23 protein-coding genes are annotated in these 21,284 nt (G+C 71.3%); 12 read left to right on the top strand and 11 right to left on the bottom strand.

What is annotated here, in order from left to right; all coding sequences use genetic code 11:
• Positions 1-40: 40 nt before the first annotated feature.
• Positions 41-955 carry a non-homologous end-joining DNA ligase gene (ligD, locus tag ACIBEF_RS17525; RefSeq protein ID WP_396794314.1) on the bottom strand — a complete coding sequence of 305 codons (915 nt, stop codon included), beginning with the start codon at positions 953-955 and terminating at the stop codon, positions 41-43.
• Positions 945-1,886, bottom strand: coding sequence for a non-homologous end-joining DNA ligase (gene ligD / locus ACIBEF_RS17520; protein WP_396794313.1), 942 nt, complete (start codon positions 1,884-1,886; stop codon positions 945-947). Before ligD (ACIBEF_RS17520) ends, ligD (ACIBEF_RS17525) begins: the two co-directional genes overlap by 11 nt.
• Before the next feature lie 86 nt (positions 1,887-1,972).
• Here ligD (ACIBEF_RS17520) and ACIBEF_RS17515 point away from each other — a divergent pair, with 86 nt between their 5' ends.
• The 6 genes from ACIBEF_RS17515 (at position 1,973) to ACIBEF_RS17490 (ending at position 7,273) form a co-directional block, all read left to right on the top strand.
• A complete protein-coding gene (locus ACIBEF_RS17515) occupies positions 1,973-3,001 on the top strand; it encodes a Ku protein (RefSeq protein ID WP_396794312.1) in 1,029 nt (342 codons plus the stop codon).
• A gap of 73 nt (positions 3,002-3,074) precedes the next feature.
• On the top strand, positions 3,075-3,713 hold the full coding sequence (locus ACIBEF_RS17510; RefSeq protein WP_396794311.1) for a DUF4241 domain-containing protein: 639 nt from the start codon (positions 3,075-3,077) through the stop codon (positions 3,711-3,713).
• A gap of 146 nt (positions 3,714-3,859) precedes the next feature.
• A complete protein-coding gene (locus ACIBEF_RS17505; protein WP_396794310.1) occupies positions 3,860-4,531 on the top strand; it encodes an FKBP-type peptidyl-prolyl cis-trans isomerase in 672 nt (223 codons plus the stop codon).
• 189 nt (positions 4,532-4,720) lie between these two features.
• Entirely contained in the window at positions 4,721-5,548 is an 828-nt protein-coding gene (locus ACIBEF_RS17500) for a hypothetical protein (protein ID WP_396794395.1), read from the top strand.
• A gap of 32 nt (positions 5,549-5,580) precedes the next feature.
• A complete protein-coding gene (locus ACIBEF_RS17495) occupies positions 5,581-6,234 on the top strand; it encodes an HAD family hydrolase (RefSeq protein WP_396794309.1) in 654 nt (217 codons plus the stop codon).
• A 28-nt stretch (positions 6,235-6,262) separates the two neighbouring features.
• Entirely contained in the window at positions 6,263-7,273 is a 1,011-nt protein-coding gene (locus ACIBEF_RS17490) for an NADPH:quinone reductase (RefSeq protein ID WP_396794308.1), read from the top strand.
• A gap of 183 nt (positions 7,274-7,456) precedes the next feature.
• Here the strand turns inward: ACIBEF_RS17490 and ACIBEF_RS17485 are convergent, their stop codons facing one another.
• On the bottom strand, positions 7,457-9,106 hold the full coding sequence (locus tag ACIBEF_RS17485) for a fatty acid--CoA ligase (protein WP_396794307.1): 1,650 nt from the start codon (positions 9,104-9,106) through the stop codon (positions 7,457-7,459).
• Between the two features lie 57 nt (positions 9,107-9,163).
• On the opposite strand from ACIBEF_RS17485, the gene ACIBEF_RS17480 reads away from it, so the two are divergent.
• Positions 9,164-9,655: an NUDIX domain-containing protein gene (locus ACIBEF_RS17480; RefSeq protein ID WP_396794306.1), complete on the top strand. Its 492-nt coding sequence runs from the start codon at positions 9,164-9,166 to the stop codon at positions 9,653-9,655.
• Between the two features lie 100 nt (positions 9,656-9,755).
• Here ACIBEF_RS17480 and ACIBEF_RS17475 read toward each other — a convergent pair whose 3' ends face one another.
• Entirely contained in the window at positions 9,756-11,432 is a 1,677-nt protein-coding gene (locus ACIBEF_RS17475) for an MDR family MFS transporter (RefSeq protein WP_396794304.1), read from the bottom strand.
• Positions 11,433-11,592: 160 nt separating this feature from the next.
• The gene (locus tag ACIBEF_RS17470; protein ID WP_396794303.1) at positions 11,593-12,135 is read right to left on the bottom strand and encodes a type 1 glutamine amidotransferase domain-containing protein; all 543 of its coding nucleotides are present in this window, start codon (positions 12,133-12,135) and stop codon (positions 11,593-11,595) included.
• A 180-nt stretch (positions 12,136-12,315) separates the two neighbouring features.
• Here ACIBEF_RS17470 and rfaE2 point away from each other — a divergent pair, with 180 nt between their 5' ends.
• Together rfaE2 and ACIBEF_RS17460 are read left to right on the top strand one after the other, a co-directional pair.
• A complete protein-coding gene (gene rfaE2 / locus ACIBEF_RS17465) occupies positions 12,316-14,145 on the top strand; it encodes a D-glycero-beta-D-manno-heptose 1-phosphate adenylyltransferase (RefSeq protein ID WP_357198324.1) in 1,830 nt (609 codons plus the stop codon).
• On the top strand, positions 14,142-15,020 hold the full coding sequence (locus tag ACIBEF_RS17460; protein ID WP_396794302.1) for a glycosyltransferase family 2 protein: 879 nt from the start codon (positions 14,142-14,144) through the stop codon (positions 15,018-15,020). The genes rfaE2 and ACIBEF_RS17460 overlap by 4 nt, the downstream gene beginning before the upstream one ends.
• 1 nt (position 15,021) lies before the next feature.
• Here ACIBEF_RS17460 and ACIBEF_RS17455 read toward each other — a convergent pair whose 3' ends face one another.
• From ACIBEF_RS17455 to ACIBEF_RS17445, 3 genes are read right to left on the bottom strand one after another with little or no spacing between them, the layout of a single operon-like run.
• On the bottom strand, positions 15,022-16,128 hold the full coding sequence (locus ACIBEF_RS17455; RefSeq protein WP_396794301.1) for a glycosyltransferase family 9 protein: 1,107 nt from the start codon (positions 16,126-16,128) through the stop codon (positions 15,022-15,024).
• A gap of 8 nt (positions 16,129-16,136) precedes the next feature.
• The gene (locus ACIBEF_RS17450) at positions 16,137-16,688 is read right to left on the bottom strand and encodes an Hsp20/alpha crystallin family protein (RefSeq protein ID WP_357198332.1); all 552 of its coding nucleotides are present in this window, start codon (positions 16,686-16,688) and stop codon (positions 16,137-16,139) included.
• Positions 16,688-17,191 (bottom strand): DUF2231 domain-containing protein, encoded by a 504-nt coding sequence (locus tag ACIBEF_RS17445; protein ID WP_396794300.1) that lies wholly within the window; start codon positions 17,189-17,191, stop codon positions 16,688-16,690. Before ACIBEF_RS17445 ends, ACIBEF_RS17450 begins: the two co-directional genes overlap by 1 nt.
• A gap of 166 nt (positions 17,192-17,357) precedes the next feature.
• On the opposite strand from ACIBEF_RS17445, the gene ACIBEF_RS17440 reads away from it, so the two are divergent.
• Positions 17,358-17,975, top strand: coding sequence for a pyridoxamine 5'-phosphate oxidase family protein (locus tag ACIBEF_RS17440; RefSeq protein ID WP_396794299.1), 618 nt, complete (start codon positions 17,358-17,360; stop codon positions 17,973-17,975).
• A gap of 57 nt (positions 17,976-18,032) precedes the next feature.
• Here ACIBEF_RS17440 and ACIBEF_RS17435 read toward each other — a convergent pair whose 3' ends face one another.
• Both ACIBEF_RS17435 and ACIBEF_RS17430 read right to left on the bottom strand, forming a co-directional pair.
• Positions 18,033-18,602, bottom strand: coding sequence for a DUF4240 domain-containing protein (locus ACIBEF_RS17435; protein ID WP_396794298.1), 570 nt, complete (start codon positions 18,600-18,602; stop codon positions 18,033-18,035).
• A 31-nt stretch (positions 18,603-18,633) separates the two neighbouring features.
• Positions 18,634-19,038 carry a VOC family protein gene (locus ACIBEF_RS17430; RefSeq protein ID WP_396794297.1) on the bottom strand — a complete coding sequence of 135 codons (405 nt, stop codon included), beginning with the start codon at positions 19,036-19,038 and terminating at the stop codon, positions 18,634-18,636.
• A gap of 51 nt (positions 19,039-19,089) precedes the next feature.
• Between ACIBEF_RS17430 and ACIBEF_RS17425 the strand changes: the two genes are divergently transcribed.
• Positions 19,090-19,734 carry a class I SAM-dependent methyltransferase gene (locus ACIBEF_RS17425; RefSeq protein ID WP_396794296.1) on the top strand — a complete coding sequence of 215 codons (645 nt, stop codon included), beginning with the start codon at positions 19,090-19,092 and terminating at the stop codon, positions 19,732-19,734.
• Positions 19,735-19,897: 163 nt separating this feature from the next.
• Here the strand turns inward: ACIBEF_RS17425 and ACIBEF_RS17420 are convergent, their stop codons facing one another.
• A complete protein-coding gene (locus ACIBEF_RS17420) occupies positions 19,898-20,362 on the bottom strand; it encodes a patatin-like phospholipase family protein (RefSeq protein ID WP_396794295.1) in 465 nt (154 codons plus the stop codon).
• 647 nt (positions 20,363-21,009) lie between these two features.
• On the opposite strand from ACIBEF_RS17420, the gene ACIBEF_RS17415 reads away from it, so the two are divergent.
• Positions 21,010-21,284, top strand: a 275-nt coding sequence (locus ACIBEF_RS17415) for a hypothetical protein (protein ID WP_396794294.1), incomplete at its 3' end; no start/stop codon positions are given.

Genomic DNA, 21,284 nt, shown 5'->3' with positions numbered 1-21,284 from the left:
CGTGGACGCCGGGCCGCGCGGTTCCTACCGTCGGCGCCTGTCAGGGGATGGGCAGTTCCGGGCCGCCGTCGAGCAGGGGGCCGAGCAGGTCGTCGTACTCCTCGACCCGGGCCAGGACCTCGGCGGCGGTGAACTGGCGGACGGCCGGCTTCCGGCCGCGAGCGCCGGCCTCCACCTCGTCCCAGGTCAGCGGCGTCGACACCGACGGCACCGACTGGGCCCGCAGCGAGTACGGCGCCACTGTCGTCTTCGCCGCGTTGTTCTGGCTCCAGTCGATGAAGACCTTGCCCGGTCGCAGGTTCTTCGCCATCTTCGACACGATCAGCTTCGGGTGGGCCTTCTCCAACTCCTGCGCGATCCGCCGGGCGTAGTCGGAGACGAGGTCGGACGACTGGGTGCCGGCGATCGGGCAGCAGAGCTGCATACCCTTCTTGCCGGACGTCTTCGGGTACGACTCGATGCCGTCGTCGGCGAGGCGGTCACGCATCAGCACCGCCACCGGGCAACACTCGGCGAGCCCGGCCGGCGGGCCCGGGTCCAGGTCCACGACCATCATGTCCGGGTGCTCGCCCACCTTCCACTGCGGTGTGTGCAGCTCCAGGGCGGCCAGGTTGGCCAGCCAGACCAGGGTGGGAAGGTCGTCGGCGACCACGTAGTCGATGGTTTCCCGGCCCTTCGTCGACCCGGGCGCCGGCAGGTTCTCCACCCGCACCCAGTCCGGGGTCGCGGCCGGCGTGTTCTTCTCGAAGAACGACTTGTCGTCCACCCCGTTGGGGAAGCGGATCCGGGTGACCGGTCTGTCCCGCAGGTGCGGCAGCAGCACCGGCGAGATCCGGGTGTAGTAGTCGATCACCTCACCCTTGGTGAACCCGGCCGCCGGATAGAGCACCTTGTCCAGGTTGGACAGCTCCAGCGCGCGGCCCTCGACGTCCACCCGTAGCCGATCAGCCGGCATCGTCGACCTCCTCCGGAGGCTTGTCCGGGCGCAACCGCAGCACCCGGGGGAAGCGCAGCCGGCCGTCGGGGGTGCGCTGGCCGTACTTCACCTCCACCACCACCTGGGGTGTTACCCAGATGGCGCCCCGCGCATCCTCGCGCGGCACCCCCGGCGCGAACGGTGACACGCCGGAGCGCAGCGGCTCCAGCTCGGCGAGGAGCTGCCGCTCGATGGCCGCGCCGATCCCGCCGCCGACCCGACCCCGGTAGATCAGTCGGCCATCCGGGCCGGGCACCCCGACCAGCAGCCCACCGATCCGGCGCGCGCCCGGTCGCCAACCGCCGATGACGAAGTCGCCGGTCACCTCCAGCTTGACCTTCACCCAGTCCGGCGAGCGCACCCCCGGGCGGTAGACGGCCCCGGAGCGCTTGGCCATCACACCCTCCAGGCCGTGCTCCCCGGCCGCCTCGTAGGTCGCCGGCCCGTCGGTGAACATCGGCGGCACCGCCCACCGGAGGCCACCGAGCGCCAGCGCGTCCAACGCCTCCCGGCGGCGCTCGTACGGCCAGCCGGTCAGGTCGTCGCCGTTCAGCCGGAGCAGGTCGAAGATCATGTACGTCACCGGCATGACCGCTGCCAACCGGGCCGCCTTGGCCCGGTCCCGGACGTGCATCCGCTCGGCCAGCGCGGTGAAGGACGGCTGCCCACCCTGGCCGAGCAGCACCACCTCACCGTCGAGCAGCGCGTCGTCGACCTGCTCGGGCAGGGTTGCCAACTCCGGGTACGCGGCGGTGATCTCCACGCCGGAGCGGGCATACAGGTGTTGACCGCCGCCGGAGATGTCGGCCAGGGCGCGGACGCCGTCCCACTTGAACTCGTACGCCCAGCCGTCGCCGGCCGGGAGCGGCCCGGTCATCGCGAGCATCGGCTTGAGCGGCGCTCCGGGCACGACCCGAATTGTAGTAGCGGGCCGAACACCTCGCGTCCGGTTCCTTCGGATGCGAGCATGGTCGATACCGGGGAAGGGAGCGCAGGATGCGTGCCATCTGGAAGGGAGCCGTGTCGTTCGGGCTCGTCTCGATCGGGGTGAAGCTCTACTCCGCGACCGAGGAGAAGGACATTCGGTTCCACCAGGTGCACCGCGAGGACGGCGGCCGGATCCGCTACAAGCGCACCTGCTCGGTCTGCGGGGAAGAGGTCACCTACGACGACATCGCCAAGGGCTACGACATCGGCGGCGGCGAAATGGTGATCCTCACCGACGAGGACTTCGCCGACCTGCCGCTGACCAGCTCCCGTGCCATCGACGTGCTGGAGTTCGTGCCGGCCGAGCAGGTCGACCCGATCCTCTACAACAAGGCGTACTTCCTCGAGCCGGAGGGCGCCGCGACCAAGCCGTACGTGCTGCTACGCGACGCGCTCATCGACTCGGAGCGGGTGGCCATCGTCAAGGTGGCGCTGCGCCAGCGGGAGCAGTTGGCCACGCTGCGGGTCCGCGAGGGTGTGCTGCTGCTCAACACCATGCTCTGGCCGGACGAGATCCGTACCCCGGACTTCGGCTTCCTCGACGAGGACCTCAAGGTGCGGCCCCCGGAGCTGGCCATGGCCAGCTCGCTGATCGACTCGATGACCGGCGAGTTCGAGCCGGACGTCTTCACCGACGACTACCGGGCCGCCTTGCAGGAGGTCATCGACGCCAAGGTGGAGGGTCGGGAGGTCGTCCAGCCGGAGGAGGTCGAGGAGGCCCCGGCCGCGGCGGTGGACCTGATGGCGGCGTTGAAGGCCTCGGTGGAGCGCGCCAAGGCGGCTCGCGGCGAGCAGCCCGCCGGCGGGGGTGGCGGCGGGGGTGAGCCGACGCCCATCTCGTCGGCCCGGTCGGCGCAGAAGGCAGCCGAGAAGAAGGCGGCCAAGGCACCCGCGAAGAAGACCGCGGCGAAGAAGACGGCCGAGAAGAGGGCGGCGGAGCCGGCGAAGAAGACCGCCACCAAGAAGACCGCCGCGAAGAAGGCGGAGCCGGCGAAGAAGACCGCCGCACGCAAGACCGCACCCCGTAAGAGCGCCTGACCGTACGGCAGCGGCGGCGGTGTCCGCCTCGCCGGGTACGCTCCGCCGGCCGCTGGCGACCGGAGGAGCCCCCATGCCGCACACCCCTGATCTGGACCGGTTACTGACGCCCGGCGCCCGCTTCACCGACCAGCACGGCGGATACCTGATCGAGGTGCACCCGGTGGGCGACATCGTGTTGCCGACCGGCCGTGTGGTCGGGTGTGACCCGCTGGTCTGCCCGGAGGCGGAGCCGTTCACCGTGACGGTGCCGCCGGGGCGGCATCCCGCGCGCGCCTGGGTGGCTGTGGTGCTCAGGGAGGACGCCGAGGTGGACCGGCGGGTCGCCGCGCTGGAGCTGGTCGTCTCGGCCGAGCCGACGATCCGTTGGGAGCCGGCCGTCGCGGGTGACCAGGACGTCGCCACGCTCGGTGCGGACGACTACTTCGGCTACGGGGTGGATGCCGGCGTCGGCACCCTCGCCGACCCGACCGCCCTCGCCGTCCTGGAGGGCTGGGACGAGGAGCTGGTCGAGGAGGTCTTCATCCCGGCCGAGCTGCCCTCGTCCCCGGTTCCGGGGCTGATCACCGCCGTGTTGGACGAGGCCAGCGGTGCCAACGTCGTCACAGTGGCCACCGGTTGGGGCGACGGCTGCTACGGCACCTGGATCGGCCGTGCCGCCGACGGGCGGGTCACCTCGTTCGTGACCGACTTCATGGTCGTCCCGGAATAACCGCCCGGGAATGACCCGGAACTGTCGCGCTGGGCGATCCGAGGCGTCCGCGGCGGGCACGGTGGGCCGCTGTGCGGGTACCGTGTGCGTCGGCTTTCCCCCCGGCACCGGGTGCCGGCCACACTTCGCAGCAGGGAGTCGACGACGTGAGCGAGCGGACGCAGCAGACGGGCCCGGACCAGAGCCCGGCAACCAAGTCGGGGCGCCGCCTGGCCGCCCAGTTGGCGGAGAAGAAGGCCGCCGACGCGAGGCGCAAGCGCAACGCGTGGGCCAGCGGCCTCGCCGCCGTCGCCGTGGTCGGGGTGCTGATCGGTGTCTTCGTGACGATCGGCGGGGGCGACGACAAGCCCAAGACCCAGGCCGACGCGACCCCGTCCGCCTCCGCCCCGGCCCCCGACGAGGCCGGCGCGCCCCCCGCGCCGCAGCTGCCCGAGGGCGCCGACCCGGCGCTGGGCACCAAGCCGACGGTGACGCCGGGCACGGGCGAGCTCAAGAAGCTCACCGTCACCCCGCTGATCAAGGGCAAGGGCCCGGCCGTGCAGAAGGGCCAGAACATCACCACCAACTACGTGGGGGTGTTCTTCAAGGACGGCAAGGAGTTCGACTCCTCGTGGAAGGCCGGGCAGCCGGCCACCTTCCCGATCGGCGTCGGCCAGGTCATTCCGGGCTGGGACCAGGGTCTGGTCGGGGTGACCGTGGGCAGCCGGGTGCAGCTCGACATCCCGGGCGAGCTGGCGTACGGCAACGACGAGGCTGCCGCCGGTGGACGTCCGACCGGTCCGCTGCGCTTCGTGGTGGACGTGCTCGCCGCCCAGTGACCTGCCCGGATCGTCCCGGTTGTCGCCGGGACGAGATGGAGTTGTTCACATGGGGCTTCCGGCCCGTCACCCAGCGGCAGTAGGTTCGGCGTCACCCCGGGCGGTTCGCCGCCCGGGGTGAGCATCCGGAACGGCGACGCGGAGGTGCGTGTGACTGCGCTGGACGAGCCTGGGCGGACCGCCCGGTCGATGTGGGCGTACTTCGAGCCGGTCCACGCTGTCACCTACCTCCACCCCCGGGCGCGTGCCGCGTACGAGGCGGTCGGGTTGCGCGGCTACTGGCGCGGTTACTTCGCCGGCCGGGCCGCGCCGCTGGGAGCTGCCGAGGCGGCCCCGGTGATCGCCGCGTTCTTCAACTTCGCGCCGCCGATGGTGACCCGCGCACTGCCTGCGGTGTGGCGGTTGGCAACTCCCCAGGAGGCGCTGCGCGCCCGCCTGACCGGTGCGGTGCAGGCGCTCGCCGAGTTGACCTACGAGCTTCCTGAGTCGCACCTCGTGGAGGCCGCCGACCTGTTGGAACGGGCCGCGACGGCGGCGCAGACCGCCGGCCGGGTGCTCGGCGCGGCGAACGCGGCTCTCCCGGCCGCTGAGTACCCGTTGGCGCGGCTCTGGCAGGCCGCCACCACGCTGCGGGAGCACCGGGGGGACGGGCACGTGGCGGCGCTCGTGGCCGCTGGCCTGGACCCGGTGGAGACGCTGACCGCGCGGGTCGCGCTGGACGGTTCGCCACCGCAGTACCTGCTGGGCCGGGGCTGGTCCGAGGAGCAGTGGCAGGCCGCCCGCGAGCGGCTCACCGAGCGGGGTTGGCTGACCGGTGACGGCGCGGCCACCGACCACGCCCGGGCCGAGTTCCAGGCCATCGAGGACGCCACCGACCTGGCTGCCGCGCACCCGTGGCAGACGCTCGGCGCCGACGACACGGACCGGCTCCGGGAGCTGCTGGAGCCGATCGCCCGGTCCGGCCACACCCTGCTCCCCGAGGGCAGCCCGCTCGGACTGCCCGCGTTGCCCGGCTGACCGGGCACCCACCGGTCGGGCAGGATGGGCCCGTGACTGATGCTGTGGTCTTCGACCTGGACGGCGTGATCGTGGATTCCGAGCCGGTGTGGGAGGAGGTCCGGCGGGCGTACGTGGCGGCGCACGGCGGGACGTGGCAGCCCGACACGCAACGCCGCCTGATGGGGATGAGCACCGGTGAGTGGGCGCACTACCTCAGCGGAGAGCTGGGCGTCGACCGCACCGCCGAGCAGGTCGCCGTCGAGGTGGTCGAGGAGATGGCCCGACGCTACCGGAACCACGTACCCCTGATCGACGGTGCCGTCCAGGTCGTTCGCGGGCTGGCCGCGCGGTGGCCGCTCGGGTTGGCCAGTTCGTCGCCGACCCGGCTGATCGAGGCGGCGCTGGCGGCGACCGGCCTGACCGAAGCGTTCGGCGCGACCCTCTCCACCGAGCAGACCGAGCGGGGCAAGCCCGCACCGGACGTGTACCTGAGCGTGGCGCAACACCTCGGCGTCGACCCGACCCGGTGTGTGGCGGTGGAGGACTCGTCCAACGGGGTGCGTTCCGCCGCGGCGGCGGGGATGCGGGTGGTGGCCGTGCCGCACGGCTCGTACCCGCTCGATCCGGACGCCGCCGGGCTGGCCGTGGTGACGCTGAACGCGATCGGTGAGCTGACCCCGGAGCTGGTGGACGAGCTGGGTTGACCCGGGTCGAGCCGGGTAGAGACCACGGATGAAGGCCATCGTGTACGAGCGCAACGGCGACCCTTCGGTGCTCGACCTGGTCGACCGCCCGGTGCCCGAGCCGGGGGCGGGCGAGGTCCTGGTGCGGATGGCGGTCTCCGGGGTGAACCCGACCGACTGGAAGTCCCGCCGCAACAGCCCGCCGAACGGGTGGCAGATCCCCGGGCAGGACGGCGCGGGGTTGGTCGAGGCGGTCGGCGACGGGGTCGACCCCGACCTGATCGGTGAGCGGGTGTGGGTCTGGGAGGCCGCCTGGCAGCGACAGTGGGGCACGACGGCGGAGTACACGCTGGTGCCGGTCCGGCAGGCGGTACGCCTCGGCCCCGCTCCGTTCGAGCTGGGCGCGGCCCTCGGCATTCCGTTCCTCACCGCGCACCGCTGTCTGACGGCTGGCGAGTTCATGCCGGACACGCTGCGGGCGGGCGCACTGGCGGATCACACGGTGCTGGTGCAGGGCGGCGCGGGCGCGGTCGGCAACGCCGCGATCCAGCTCGCCCGGTGGGCCGACGCCACTGTGATCGCCACCGTGAGCAGCGCGGAGAAGGCCCAGCTCGCAGCCTCGGCCGGCGCATCCTTTGTGATCAACTATCGGGAGCAGGATGTGGTCGAGGAGGTCCACAAGATCGCTCCCGACGGGGTTCACACGATCGTGGAGGTCGCCCCCGCCCGCAACGCCTCGGTCGACGCACGGGTGCTGCGGCACGGCGGCGCGGTCTGCATGTACGCCGACAACGGCGGGGACGAGGTGAGCATCCCGATCCGGGCGATGATGGCGCCGAACGCCCGCTGGCAGTTCGTCCTGGTCTACACCGAGCCGAAGGCGGCCAAGGCGCAGGGCGTGAAGGACGTGGCGGCGGCGGCCAGTCAGGGTGGCATCCGGGTCGGCGCGGACGCCGGCCTGCCGTTGCACTACTACCCGCTGGCGGAGGCGGCCGCGGCGCACCAGGCGGTGGAGGACTCGACGGTGGGCAAGGTGCTCATCACCACCAGCGACGCCTGATCGGGTCGCTGACCACCCGATTTTCCCGTCAGCAGGACAGAAGCGAACAAGTTTCGCAACAATGGCGTTGCGGGTAACCCCGCGTGGAGCGGGCGGCCCCGGCGCGGTGCGAACGCCGGGGCCGCCCCTGGGGAGGGTTCAGGAGTACTCCCGCCCCAACAGGCGACAGTGCCGGGGAAAACGTTACGGGGCTGTCAGCTCCCGGACAGTCAGCTCGCCTTCGGCGTACCGCGAACGGACGACCTTCTTGTCGAACTTGCCCACGCTGGTCTTCGGCACCGTGTCGATGAACGCCCAACGCTCGGGCAACTGCCAGCGCGCCACCGACCCGGCCAGGAAGTCCCGCAACTCCTCGGCGGTCACCGAAGCGCCCTCCCGGACCACGACGGTGGCCAGCGGGCGTTCGTCCCATCGCTCGTCCGGAACCCCCACCACACACGCCTCCAACACCGCCGGGTGGGCCATCAGCGCGTTCTCCAACTCCACCGACGAGATCCACTCGCCGCCGGACTTGATCACGTCCTTGGCGCGGTCGGTCAGGTTGATGTACCCGTCCGGCGAGAGGGTGCCCACGTCGCCGGTCCGCAGCCAGCCGTCGCGGAACTTCTCCTCGTCCGGGGCGTCGTCACCGACGTACCGGGCGGTCACCCACGGCCCCCGGACCTCCAGCTCACCCACGGCCGTGCCGTCGGCGGGCATCGGGTCGCCCGACGGGCCGACGATCCGCGCCTGCACGCCCGCCGGCACCCGCCCCTGGGTGTAGCGGTAGCGCCAGGCATCGTCACCGGTCGCACCGGCCGGCGGACGCGAGACCGACCCCAGCGGGGACATCTCGGTCATCCCCCAGGCGTGGATGACGTCGATGCCGTGCCGCTCGTCGAACGCGTGCATCAGCGCCGGTGGGCACGCCGAGCCGCCGACGATCACCTCACCGAGCGAGGAGGTGTCCACGTCGTGGGTGTCCAGGTAGGCCAGCAGGTCGGTCCAGATGGTCGGCACCGCGCCGGCCAGGGTGGGCCGCTCGGCGGCGATCATCTCGGCGATCGGCGCGGCCTGGAGGAACCGGTCCGGCATGATCAGCGACGCGCCGGAGAGGAAGGCCGCGTAGGGCAGGCCCCACGACATGGCGTGGAACATCGGCACGATGGCCAACTCGCGGTCGGTCGGCCCGAGGCCGAAACCCTCCGGCATGCACACCTGCAACGAGTGCAGATAGATCGACCGGTGCGAGTAGGCGACGCCCTTCGGGTTGCCGGTGGTGCCCGAGGTGTAGCAGAGCGCGGCGGCGTCGCGCTCGTCCACCTCGGGCCAGTCGTACACCTCGGGTCGGTCGGCGAGCAACGCGTCCCAGTGGTGCACTGTGATCCGGTCGCCGGCAGCCTCCACCAGCGGCGCCGGGTCGCCACCGCCGACCACCACGACGTGCCGCACGGTGGTCAGCTCACCGATCACCCGGGCCAGCAGCGGGATGAGCGTGCTGTCGACGAGGACCACCCGGTCCTCGGCGTGGTTGGCGATGTAGACGACCTGGTCGGGGAAGAGCCGTATGTTGAGCGTGTGCAGCACCGCACCCATGCTCGGCACCGCGAAGTAGGCGACCAGGTGCTCATTGTTGTTCCACATGAAGGTCGCGACCCGCTCGTCGCCGGTCACCCCACACTCGTCGCGCAGCCCGTGTGCCAGCCGGGCGGCGGCCCGGCCCACCTCGGCGTACGTCATCCGGCGGGGCTCGGCGCCCGTCCAGGTGACCACCTCGGCCGCGCCGTGCACCGCGGCACCGTGGTCGAGGATCCGGGAGATCTGCAGAGGGGCGTCCATCATCGTGCTACGCATGGGTAACAAGCTAGTGTCGCCGGTCACACGTTGGGAACCCCCGGTAAGTTGTCGCAGGTGAGCATCTCCTGGGCCGACTCGTACGTGGGGCAGTTGCGGGCGATCGCCGGCGATCGGACGCTGATGTTCGTCGGCGCTCGCGCCGTGGTCAACGACGACGCCGGACGCGTTCTGCTGATCAAACGCTCCGACAACGGCCAGTGGGCCATGCCGGCCGGCGCGATGGAGCTGGGCGAGTCGATAGCCGACTGCGCGGTACGCGAGGTACGCGAGGAGACCGGCCTGCGCGCGCTGCGGGTCTGCGCGTTCGCCCTCTACACCGGCCCGGACCGGACGAGCACCAACATGTACGGGCACACGTACCAGGTGTTCACGACCGCGTTCAAGGTGGAGGAGTGGGACGGGCAGTTGGCCCGGGTCACCGACGAGACCACCGACGCCGGCTTCTTCGCCCGCGACCGGTTTCCCACCCCACTCTCCACCTCGGTCATCGAAACCCTTGCCGACCTGGACGTCTTCGAGCAGACGAACCGGCTCATCCTCAAGTAGGGCCGCACCCCCGGTCGACCTGGTGGTGCGGCGCGTACCGCCGGCCCGGCTGACCACCGGCCGCCCCCGGAGCGGTCCGGGGCGGTCGGTGACGAGACGCTCAGATCATTGTCTGGGACTTGGCCTCCATGTCGGCGGCGGCCTCCTCCTTCGACTCGCGGGTCAACGGCTTGCCGCCCGGAGCCGGGGCCTCCCCGCCGAGCGGGTCGGCGCCACCGGTGGCACCCTTGGGGCCGGCACCCCGTAGCTGGGTGTTGGGCAGGGTCAGGGTGACCACGACCGCGATGATCGCAATCAGGCCGGCGGTCAGGAAGACCATGTCCAGCGCGTCGACGAAGGCGCCCTGGATGGCCGCGCGCACCGGCCCCGGCAGGGCCAGGATGGTGGCCGGATCGTTGATCGAGATGTTGGCGCCGCCACTCGCCGCGACTGCGGCCTGCTCCTGCGGCGGGAGCTGCGCGATCGCGCCGGGCAACCGGTCGGCGAGCCCACCGGTCAGCCGGGACGAGAGCACAGTGCCGAGGATCGCCACCCCGAACGAACCACCCAGCGACCGGAAGAAGGTCGCCGAGGAGGTGCCGGCACCCAGGTCGCGTACCGAGACCGCGTTCTGCACCGCCAGGATCAGCGACTGCATGCACAGGCCCAGCCCGACGCCGATCACCACCATGTAGCCGAACGCCACCCAGAGCGAGGTGGCCACCTCCAACTGGGTGAAGAGGAACATGCCGACCAGGAGGGTCACCGAACCGGCCACCGGGAACCACTTGTAGCGGCCGATCCGGGTCATCGCGCGGCCGGTGAGGATCGAGGTGATGATGATGCCGGCCATCATCGGCAGCATCAGCAAACCGCTCCGGGTCGGCGAGGCGCCCTTCACGATCTGCAGGTACAGCGGAATGAAGATGATCGAACCGAACATCACCAGACCGATGATGAGCAGCGCCGAGTTGGCCAACGCGAAGGTGGCGTTCCGGAACAGCCGCAGCGGCAGGATCGGCTCGGCCACCCGGGCTTCCTGGAGGACGAAGAGCACCCCCAACACCGCACCGACCACGAAGAGCGTGATGATCACGCCGGAGCCCCAGGCGTACTCGTTGCCGCCCCAGCTCAGCGCGAGCAGCAGGGCACTCACCCCGGCCACCAGCAGGCCGGCACCGAGCCAGTCGATCGAGTGGTCCCGACGTTCGAACGGGATCAGCCGCATCACGTGGTAGCAGACGACGATCGCCAGGATCGCCAGCGGCACGTTGATGTAGAAGATCCACCTCCAGTCGGTCTCCGCGAAGTAACCGCCCACGAGCGGCCCGGCGACCGACGAGATCCCGAATACCGCGCCGAACAGGCCCTGGTACTTACCACGTTCCCGGGGTGACACCACGTCCGAGATGATGGTGAACGCCAGCGTCAGAAGACCACCGGCGCCGAGACCCTGGATACCCCGGGTGACGATCAGCTGGGTCATGTTCTGCGACAGCCCGGCCAGCAACGACCCGACCAGGAACGTGCCGATCGAGAAGAGGAAGACCGGCCGACGCCCGTACAGGTCGGCCATCTTTCCGTAGAGCGGCGTCGACGCGGTCGAGGCGAGCAGGTACGCGGTGACCACCCAGGAGTAGTGGTTGATCCCGCCCAACTCGCCCACGATGGTCGGCAGCGCCGTACCGACGATGGTCTGGTCGAGTGCGGCCAGCAGCATGCCGGTCATCAGGCCCAACATGAGCAGCCGGATCTGCTGACGGTTCAGCACCGGCGCATCCGAGGCTTCGGTGGTCATGTGGCCTTCTATCCCGCGAGCCGCAGAACATGCGCCAACCCGCCAAAAAACCCCGCCCCGCCCCACGCCTACCCCGCCAGCGTTGATCATGAAGTTATTGCCACGACACGCCGCGCGAGGTGGCAATAACTTCATGATCAACAGGGATTGGGGGTGGGTGTTAGGGGGTTGTGAAGGTTTTGGTGATCGTTGCGCAGAAGGCGGGGAGGTCGTCGGGTTTGCGGCTGCTGGTCAGGTTGCCGTCGGTGACGCACTCCTGGTCCACCCAGGTGGCTCCCGCGTTGGTCAGGTCGGTACGGAGGGTGGGCCAGGAGGTGATCCGGCGGCCACGCACCACGTCCGCCTCGATCAGCGTCCACGGGCCGTGACAGATCACCCCGACGGGCTTGCCCGCGTCGAAGAACGCCTTCACGAACCGCACCGCGTCCGGGTCGCCCCGCAGGAAGTCCGGGTTCGCCACCCCTCCGGGCAGCACCAACGCGTCGTAGCCGGCGGCGTTGGCCTTGTCGACGGTCACGTCCACGTCGTACGTCCTGGAGTGGTCCAGGTGATTGAAGGACTGGATGGAACCGGGCTTCAGCGAGACCAGCTCGGCCGTCGCGCCTGCGTTCTCGACCGCCTCGCGCGGCTGGACGTACTCGACCTCCTCGACGCCGTCGGCGGCCAGGAATGCGATCCGCTTGCCCTGCAATGTCGCTGCCATCTCGGTACATCTCCTTTCGGGGGTACCTCAATCCCCTTCCCGCCCTCGAACGCCCGAAACAGGTCGGACCGGTGTCGGACCGGCTCGGACCGGTCACACACCGCCGAAGACCCTCACCAGCGGCGGGGACCCGGTCGGCGCGCAGGTTTGTCCGCCAGGCCGCTGGGGACCCGGGGAGGCATGGCAGGAGCAGCAGCGGAGCAGCGCCGGCTCGCCACCGTCGTGGAGAGCTGGCTCGGACGCCCAGTCCTGATCGTCGGTGACGCCATGTTGGACGAATGGCGGTTCGCCGACTCCGACCGGCTCTGCCGGGAGGCGCCCGCCCCGGTCCTCACCCTGCGTCGGCGGATCTCCGCCGCCGGTGGGGCCGCGAACACCGCCGTCAACGTCGCCGCCCTCGGCGGTCGGGCGGTGCTGGTGGCACCGGTCGGCGCCGACGTCGCCGGGGACGAACTGCACGACTGCCTGGACCGCGCGAGCGTCTGGGACCGCACCGTCAACCAACCCGGGCGACCCACACCGGTGAAGCGGCGGATGTTGGCCGGCAACCAGATCCTGCTGCGTGAGGACTCCGGCGACCCGGAGGACGCGCTGGACCACGACGGGGTGAGCCGGTTGCTCACCGCCCTGAGCTGCGCGACCGAGGAGTTGCGCGCCGCCGCCGGTGGGGAGGCGCCGACCCTGGTGGTCTGCGACTACGGCCTGGGCGCGCTGCCCGCGCCGGTCCGCGCGTGGCTGGTCGAGAACCGCCAGCGGTACGCCACAGTCGCGCTGGACGCCCACGACCTGGCCGACTGGCGGGGCCTCGCGCCGACAGTGGTCACCCCCAGCTTCGCCGAGGCGACCCGACTGCTGGCCCGCGCGGGCGGTACGACCCGACCGACCGGCGGGACCGAACTGCACCTGGAACACCCGGACGGCGACCCCGTCGACGGGCCGTCCGAGATGACCGTCGGCGCGGCCCCGGGGGCGGTACGCGCCGACGACACCGCCGCCGAGCTGACCCGGGCCGACCGCCCGGGGCCGGTCGGCGAACCCACCCCGGGTGAGGGGCGGGTCGCCCTCACCGGCGACGGGCTCAGCGTCACCGGCACCGGCGTCACAGTGAACACCCGGGCCGGAGAGGGCGTCGACCGGGCAGTCCTGGCCAAGTCGCGGCTGGCCGAACTGCGTGCGCACACCGGTGCCGACGTGGTCGCGGTGACCCTGGACACCGAGGGCGCGGTGGTCGGCGGCGCCGACGGGGAGCCACGCCGCAGCCACAGCACTCCGGTGCCGGCAAGTCACGCCGTGGGCGCTGGCGACGCGTACCTGGCGGCGATGACGTTGGCCCTGGCCGCCGACGCGCCCCTGCCCACCGCCGCTCAACTCGCCCAACTCGCGGCCACCATCACCGTCTCGGACACCGGCACCTGCGTGTGCCGACGCGACGACCTGCTCGCCGCGTTGGGCCAGCCGACCGACACCACGAGCCACCCCGCGCTGGTCAGCGGCGACGAGTTGGACACGATCGTCGCCGGGTACCGCGAGGCGGGACGGTCGGTGGTCTTCACCAACGGCTGCTTCGACGTGCTGCATCGCGGGCATGTGCGCTACCTGGAGCAGGCGCGCGCGTTGGGCGACCTGCTCATCGTGGCGGTCAACTCGGACGGCAGCGTACGACGGCTGAAGGGCCCGGACCGGCCGGTCAACCCGGTCGAGGACCGGGGTGCCCTGCTCGCCGCGCTCGCCTGCGTGGACCACGTCGTGGTCTTCGAGGAGGATTCACCAGCGGCGCTGATCGAAGCGGTCCGACCGGACGTGTACGTCAAGGGCGGCGACTATCCGCCGGAGCTGGTGCCGGAGGCACCGCTGGTGCGCCGCCTCGGCGGCCAGGTGCGCACCCTGGGGTACGTGCCGGACCGGTCCACCTCCGCGATCATCGAGCGGATCCGGTCGCACAGCCAGGACCCGTCGCCACACCTCGACGACCGAGAGCCCGACCCGTCGCTGCGTACCCAGGCGTCGTGAACCGCCCCCTCGACGCCGGCACCCCGGAGGAGTTCCGCACCCACCGGCTGGTCGATGTGCTGATTCCGACCCGGAACCGGCCCGCCGAACTGGCCGTCACCCTGGGCGGGCTCGCCGCCCAGGACGGGGTGCCCGGCTTCGGCGTGGTCGTCAGTGATCAGTCCGACGGGGATCCGGCGTACGCGCATCCCGCCGCGGCCACAATGGTCCGGGCGCTGCGCCACCGGGGCCACCCGGTGCTGCTGACCCGCCGGCTGCCCCGACGGGGGTTGGCCGAACACCGCGCCTACCTGCTCGCGGCCTCGGCCGCCCGGTACGTCCTCAGCCTCGACGACGACATCTGGCTGGAACCGGGTGCGCTGCACCGACTGGTCACCGCGATCGGTGAGCTGGGCTGCGGGTTCGTCGGCAACGGCGTGCACGGGCTCTCGTACACCGACGACGTGCGGCCGGAATCGCACGGCCACTACGAGGAGTGGGCCGGGCCGCCCACACCGGAGCGCATCCGACCCGACACACCGCAGTGGAACCGGGCCCGGATCCACTCGGCCGCGAACCTGCTGCACATCACCGAGCAGTTGGCGCTGCCGCCGGGCGCGTGGCGGGCGTACAAGGTCTCCTGGATCGGCGGGTGCGTACTCTACGACCGGGCCAAGCTCGTCGAGGCCGGCGGCTTCGACTTCTGGCGTCGGGTGCAGGAGAAGCACCAGGGCGAGGACGTGGCGGCGCAGCTGGCCGTGTTGTCCCGCTACGGTGGCGCGGGCATCCTGCCCAGCGGCGCGTACCACCTCGAATCCCCCACCACCGTCACCGACCGGGACGTGGAGGCGTGGGAGGTCGTCCTCGCCGAGGAGGACACCCCGCAGCCGGCCTGAACTACCGGGTGAGCAACTCCCGGGCGGCTTCCAGCACCTCGATCACCGGTACGTCGGTCACGAACGAGTCCCGATGCGGGCAGTCACCGTCGCCGGGTCGGTGCGGGTAGATGCCCGGCGTGCAGTCGACCCCGCAGACCGGGCAGTGCACCGTCCACGAGCTGATCGGGCGGTGCCGGCCCCGCAGCGGACTCGCCCCGTTGATCAGGTTGCCGACCCAGAAGATGCCCACCGTGGGTGTGCCCACTGCGGCGGCCAGGTGCAGCGGGCCGGTGTCGTTCGAGACGACCAACGCACAGTCGGCGTAGCAGCCCACCAACCCACCCAGGCTGAGCGTGCCCACCTGCGGGCGCACCGGCACCTGCGCCGCAGCGACCACCCGGTCCACCACCTCCTGCTCGGAGGGGGTGCCGGTGACCAGCACCTCGTAGCCGTCCTCGTGCAACGCACGGGCCACCTCGGCGAAGCGCTCGGCCGGCCAACGGCGGCGGGTGTCGGTGGCACCCGGATGCAACGCCACCCGGGGACGGCTCGCCGGGCCGAGCACCTGGGCGGCCTCGGCCCGGTCGGCGTCGGTCACCGCCAGCGTCGGCGTGATGGTGGTGGCCGGCGCTCCCGCCAGCGCCACCACCTCCAGGTAGCGGATCACCTCGTGCTGGTAGTAGACGTAGCGCAGCCACCGGTCCAGCGGCGGCGCGTCCTCGGCGCGCAGGCCGACGGTCAACCGGGCACCGAGCCGGCTGATCAGCGGGTTGGAGTTGGCACCCCCGCCGTGGATCTGCACCGCCAGGTCGAATTCCACAGCGGCGGCAGCGGCCACGAAGTCGTCGACCGACGACTCCGGCTCGCCCGGCTCCGGCGTACGGATGCCGGGGGCCGGCGGCACCACCAGCACCCGGTCCACCGGGCCGGGCCGATCGCGCCAGAGCTTCGCGTGCCACGGCGCCCCGAGCAGCACGATCTCCGCCGAGGGGTACGCGCTGCGCAAGGCGTCCAGCGCCGGCAGGGCGAAGATGAAGTCACCGAGCGCGTTGGCGCGCAGCACGGCGATCCGCCGTACGTCGGGAAGTCGCTCGGCGGTCGGGCCGAGCACGGACGCGGTGACCACCCGACCCGCTACGGCCGGTCGATCTCGCCGGCGGTGTCCGGGCGGTGCAGCTCCCGGTCCGCGGCGGGATCGGCTGGCATCGGCGTGCCCGTGGAGAGATCGCCGGAGCGCGGCCCGGTGCGGCCGACGGTGATAGTGCGCGGCGCGGGCCGCGTCGCCCGTGGCAGCCGCACCCGGAGCAGGCCGTGGTCCATCACCGCGTCGATGGTGTCCGGGTCGACCCGCGCCGGCAGGTTGACCCGGTATTCGAAGCCGCGCGTCTCGAAGCCGCCGGGGATTCCGTGGTCGGCGTTGACCTCGGCCTCCGAGCGGGCACGCACGCACAACTCGCGGTCGTCCAACTCGACGGCCACCTCCTCCGGCGCCACGCCGGGCAACCGGACGACGACCTCCCAGCCGTCCGAGGTCTCGGTCAACTCGACGTCGGACCCACCGCCGCGACCACCGACCAGGCGACTCAACTCGGAGCGCAGCGACTGCAGCTCCCCCATCGGGTCCCAGCCCTGCTGCCGGCTGCCGCGCCACCCCCGGCCGAAGCCGCCGAACTGCTGCTCGCTCATCACACCTCTCCGATCCGCTGGGTGGCCGTCGGCGGCCGTAGTGAGCTGGGCGCGTCCAGGCCGGCGTCACGGTCGACGCCCACACCGAGCCGGTCGACCAGCTCGCCACCGAGCCAGGCGCTGATGCCGAGAATCGCCAGCGCGACCAGCTCGATGGCGATCAGCGCCCCGCCGGCGGCCCGGGAGTCCGCGTTGAGCCGCACCGCCCACACGGCCGCGAAGAGCAGGATCACCGCGATGTTGGCGCCCGCGTGCAGCAGACCCACCCGCTTGGCGCGGGTGCCGCTCGGTATCGCCAGCAGGTCGAACGAGCCGGCCGCAGCGGCGAGCAGGCCGCCGATCAGGCCGACGGTGATGTTCCAGTACGCGACCTCGCCGAGGAAGTCGGGGCCGCCCACGGTGTCCACCACGTCGAACAGCACCGCAGTGGCCAGCAGCGCCACCGGGAACATGACCAGCATCGGATGGACTGGGTGACCCAGCACCTTGAGTCGGCTCTCCATCTCCCGGCCTCCACTGGTCGGCGTCCTGCGGAACGGTCCACGTCGGCGAGCACGTCGGGTGAGGCCGTACCCCCGGCAACCCGGCACAAACCTCGCGCTGGTCACGGCGGCCTAGGCTGACGACGGTGGTGCCCGCCACCGGGTCAACGCCTGAGGGAGGACCAACGTGACGGTGGAGATCACTTCGCACGAGGAGTTGCGCGAGTTGCTCGGTGAGCCAAGCGCGCGGGCCGCCAACAAGGACCGCACCCGCCTGCACGAACGCGACCGCGAGTGGCTCGCGGCCTCACCGTTCTGCCTGATGGCCACGGCCGGCGCGGACGGCAGCTGTGACCTCTCACCCAAGGGCGACCCGACCGGGTTCGCCCTGGTGCTGGACGACACGACGATCGCCCTGCCGGAGCGGCCCGGCAACAAGCGGGCCGACGGCTACCGCAACATCCTCGACAACCCGCACATCGGGTTGCTCTTCCTGATCCCCGGGCGGACCGACACGCTGCGCATCAACGGGCGGGCCCGCCTGGTCAGCGACGCGCCCTGGTTCGACGACATGGTGGTCAAGGGGCACCGACCGGTGCTCGCCGTGGTGGTGGAGATCGAGCAGATCTTCTACCACTGCGCGAAGGCGTTCCTGCGGTCCGCGCTGTGGCGGCCGGAGACCTGGCAGCCCGAGGCACTGCCGTCCCGGGCACGCCTGATCAAGGAGGTCGAGGCCCCGACGGAGAGCCTCGAAGATCTGGAACGGCACTACGGCCCCGAGTACGCCACGAAGATCTACGTCTGATCGGCTCCGCCGGGCCGGATCGGCTACGCCTCGGCCGGCTGCGACCGGTCCGCCTCATCAAGCGGGCCAGGCCGACCAACCGGCCGGGTTGCCGAACGACTCCCGGGAGATCCCGGAGCCGGTCTCCGGCCACGAACCGAACCGGTCGTTGTGCAGGTGCGCGAAGAGGTAACACATGCCTTCGCAGTCGGCGTCCAGCAGCGCCATCGCGGGGTCGGCACGAACAGCTTCGTAGTAGGCCCGACCCAGGGCGACGATGAAACCGCGGGCGTAGAGGAAGCCGTCGTCCGACCCGTCGGTCACCTCGTGGATGTCCTCCCGATCGATGTCGTACAGCTTGCGCTCCACGACCCGGTCCAGATCGGTCAGCTCCTGCCCGGTCAGCCCGGCGGTCAACAGCCCGAGCCGGTCCAGGAAGGCATCAAGCCAGGCGTCGATCGCGTAGGACGGGCCGTCATCGTCGACATCATCGCCGCCGTCAGCGGCGGGGTCGCGCTCGACGAGGGCCTGACGCAGCGCCAGGGGCTCGGCGCCCAACTCGGCCCAGGCCGACTCGATGAGTGCCCACAGCCGGGCCTCGTCGGCAGGCGTGGGCAGCGTTCCAGGGGCATCGGTGGTCACGGTCACCGCAAGACCGTAACCACCACCACCGACGCTTTCAGGACTCCGCGGCGGAGACCATCCACAAGTGACCGTCCGGGTCGGCGAAGACGCCCGCGTACCCCCAGGGGTGGTCTGCCGTCGCGGTGATGACCTCGGCGCCGGCAGCGCGCGCCCGCTCGACGAGCGCGTCCGCTTCGACAAGCGAGTCGACAGTGAGGTTCAGCAGACACTCGCTCTGGCCCCTCGGGGCGACCTCGTGCCGGCCGATCACCCAACCGAAGCCGCCGGTCGGAATGAGCATCAGCCGCAGCCCGTCGTTGACCACGAACTGCAACGGCTCCGGGATGCCGTCGTCGGCCAACTCGCCCACGGCTTCGAGGCCGAGGCCGTCGCGGTAGAAGCGGTAGGAGGTGGGACGGTCGGCGATGGGCAGACTCAGGATCACCGGTGCGGGAGTCACGGGTGGAGGCCTCCAAGGTCCCGGTCGTGTCGCTGAATTAGCGTTGGCGACGTGACGGTAGACGGCTGGCTGTCTGATACTCGCACCTCCTACGACACAGTGGCGGTCAGCTACGCGCGCCTGGTGCGTGACCTCCTCGCGGAAGCACCGTACGAACGAACCGCTCTGGCCTCGTTCGCGGAGCTGGTGCTGGCCGCCGGCGGTGGGCCGGTCGCGGACGTGGGCTGCGGAACGGGGCGCATCACCGCCCACCTGCACACGCTCGGCGTGGACGCCTTCGGAATCGACCTCTCGCCCGGGATGATCGACGTCGCCCGCCGCGATCACCCGGAACTGAGGTTCGAGGTCGGCTCGATGACCGACCTCGACCTGGCCGACGGCTCGGTCGCCGGCCTGGTCGCCTGGTACTCCCTCATCCACATCCCCGACGACCAGATCGGCGTCGTGTTCGCGCACTTCCGGCGGGTGGTGCGCCCAGGTGGCCCGCTGCTGCTCGGCTTCCACGTGGGCGACGAAACGACCCTCAAGACCGAGGGGTACGGCGGGCATCCGATGAACGTGCGCGTCCATCGTCGGCAGCCGGCCCAGGTGGCGGCCTGGCTACGCCAGAGCGGCTTCACGATCGACTCGCAGACCACCGTCACCTCGGCGGAGAGCCGGCTCGGCGGCATCATCGTCGGACGACGGGAGCCCTGACCGCCCGCTGTCCACTGTTCACGCGCAGCCTCGAGCAGGCCGCTCGCCGCCTCGGTCGACTCGCTCTCGCCGCACGCATCGACGACCCGTCCCGGCAGCGCCGGACAGCCGAGGCCCGCCTACCCAGCCACGCCTGGCGCGGCGGTGCTCGGCGCGAGGGCGATCACCGGGCCGTTTCCGGCGGCGAGGTCGAGGTTGAGGTGGACCTCATGCCGCCGTCCATGTACCGGCGGTCGCCGATGTTGACCGGGGCCGCGGAGATCGGCCTGGCGCAGCTCGCGGCGACGGCGTCCACCAGGGGGCGCCGTCGTGCCTGGTGATGGTGCGGCTGGCGCCGGTCTCGGCGTCGACGACCACGATGCGAAGGTCCACGTCGGCCGGATCGGACCCTGGGCGCGCATCGACAAGCAGCGAGCCGCGCTGGGAACGGGTCGCCGGGTGGAGGTGCTGCTCCGAGACCCGGCCTCCAAACGAGCGCAGGGGACCGGCGTGATGGACCGATCCGTCGTACCCGCGCTGGTGGCCGCAGCCCGCGATCAGGGCCGACGCGAGGCGCCCCGGGTAGCCGCCGCACGCCTACCCGCGAGCCGGCCGAGCCCCCGGGCGAATCTTCGGGTTGGGCAGTCATCCACGTCGAACGTGACGAGTTCTTGGGATCGGCGGCCCACAACGCGATGGCCAGGCCTTATGCCCCTATCGCAAATAAGTTCCGCCTTCTCCTAATTGTCCCCAATACGACTAAAACCCCTATGGACGGATCAATCAGTCGAATACGCTACGACTCGCCCAACGAATACGTCAGGTGACTAGTAGGTGACTCCGGGTGCGCCCGGAGTGGCTCTGGAGGGGTCATGAGCAACAACCGACGGCTGCGGCGGAGCCGGAACCATGGCCGGGCCGCTTCAGGGCTGAGCTCCGCCCTACTGGTAGTCGGCATGACGGGTGGGCCCGCAGCCGCAGCTCAGCCGGTGGAAACGAAGCTGTCCGCACAGGACGTACACATCGGTACACCCGGTCCGCTGGGCCAGCACGGCGGGTGGCGGTCGCCCTGGTCAACTGTCAGCCAGGACGACGGACCCGGCGATTCGTGGGACCAGTACCCCGACGGGCAAACGGACTACGGTCCGCAGGGCTGGCAGAGCCCCTGGGGTGGCCACGACAAGGACAGTGGCCACGACAAGGACAAGGGTGACTACCCGCACGACAAGCAAGGCCCTCAAGGCCCTCAAGGTCCCCAAGGCGACACGGGCGCTCACGGTGCCACCGGAGCCCAAGGTGCCCAGGGCGAGGCAGGCGCTGAGGGTGCCACCGGTGCCCAGGGCGACGCAGGCGCACAAGGCTTCCAAGGCGCCACCGGCGCTCAAGGCGCGCCGGGCGACGCAGGCGCACAAGGCGCGACCGGCGCTCAAGGCCCACAGGGCGACGCAGGCGCTCAGGGTGCCACCGGCGCTCAAGGCGCGCAGGGCGACGCAGGCGCACAAGGCGCCACCGGCGCTCAAGGCCCGCAAGGCGACGCAGGCGCACAAGGCGCCACCGGCGCTCAAGGCCCA

The organism is Micromonospora sp. NPDC050795, from assembly GCF_044456785.1.
Taxonomy (GTDB): Bacteria; Actinomycetota; Actinomycetes; order Mycobacteriales; family Micromonosporaceae; genus Micromonospora.
Note: the sequence above shows the minus strand (reverse complement) of the source record. Positions and strands in the feature narration are given on the sequence as shown.

Bases quoted from the DNA above. Each gene is read 5' to 3' on its own strand.
- ligD (WP_396794314.1), bottom strand. From the start codon at position 955: ATGCCGGCTGATCGGCTACGGGTGGACGTCGAGGGCCGCGCGCTGGAG.
- ACIBEF_RS17515 (WP_396794312.1), top strand. From the start codon at position 1,973: ATGCGTGCCATCTGGAAGGGAGCCGTGTCGTTCGGGCTCGTCTCGATC.
- ACIBEF_RS17510 (WP_396794311.1), top strand. From the start codon at position 3,075: ATGCCGCACACCCCTGATCTGGACCGGTTACTGACGCCCGGCGCCCGC.
- ACIBEF_RS17500 (WP_396794395.1), top strand. From the start codon at position 4,721: ATGTGGGCGTACTTCGAGCCGGTCCACGCTGTCACCTACCTCCACCCC.
- ACIBEF_RS17490 (WP_396794308.1), top strand. From the start codon at position 6,263: ATGAAGGCCATCGTGTACGAGCGCAACGGCGACCCTTCGGTGCTCGAC.
- ACIBEF_RS17485 (WP_396794307.1), bottom strand. From the start codon at position 9,106: ATGCGTAGCACGATGATGGACGCCCCTCTGCAGATCTCCCGGATCCTC.
- ACIBEF_RS17475 (WP_396794304.1), bottom strand. From the start codon at position 11,432: ATGACCACCGAAGCCTCGGATGCGCCGGTGCTGAACCGTCAGCAGATC.
- ACIBEF_RS17470 (WP_396794303.1), bottom strand. From the start codon at position 12,135: ATGGCAGCGACATTGCAGGGCAAGCGGATCGCATTCCTGGCCGCCGAC.
- rfaE2 (WP_357198324.1), top strand. From the start codon at position 12,316: ATGGCAGGAGCAGCAGCGGAGCAGCGCCGGCTCGCCACCGTCGTGGAG.
- ACIBEF_RS17450 (WP_357198332.1), bottom strand. From the start codon at position 16,688: ATGAGCGAGCAGCAGTTCGGCGGCTTCGGCCGGGGGTGGCGCGGCAGC.
- ACIBEF_RS17445 (WP_396794300.1), bottom strand. From the start codon at position 17,191: ATGGAGAGCCGACTCAAGGTGCTGGGTCACCCAGTCCATCCGATGCTG.
- ACIBEF_RS17420 (WP_396794295.1), bottom strand. From the start codon at position 20,362: ATGACTGCCCAACCCGAAGATTCGCCCGGGGGCTCGGCCGGCTCGCGG.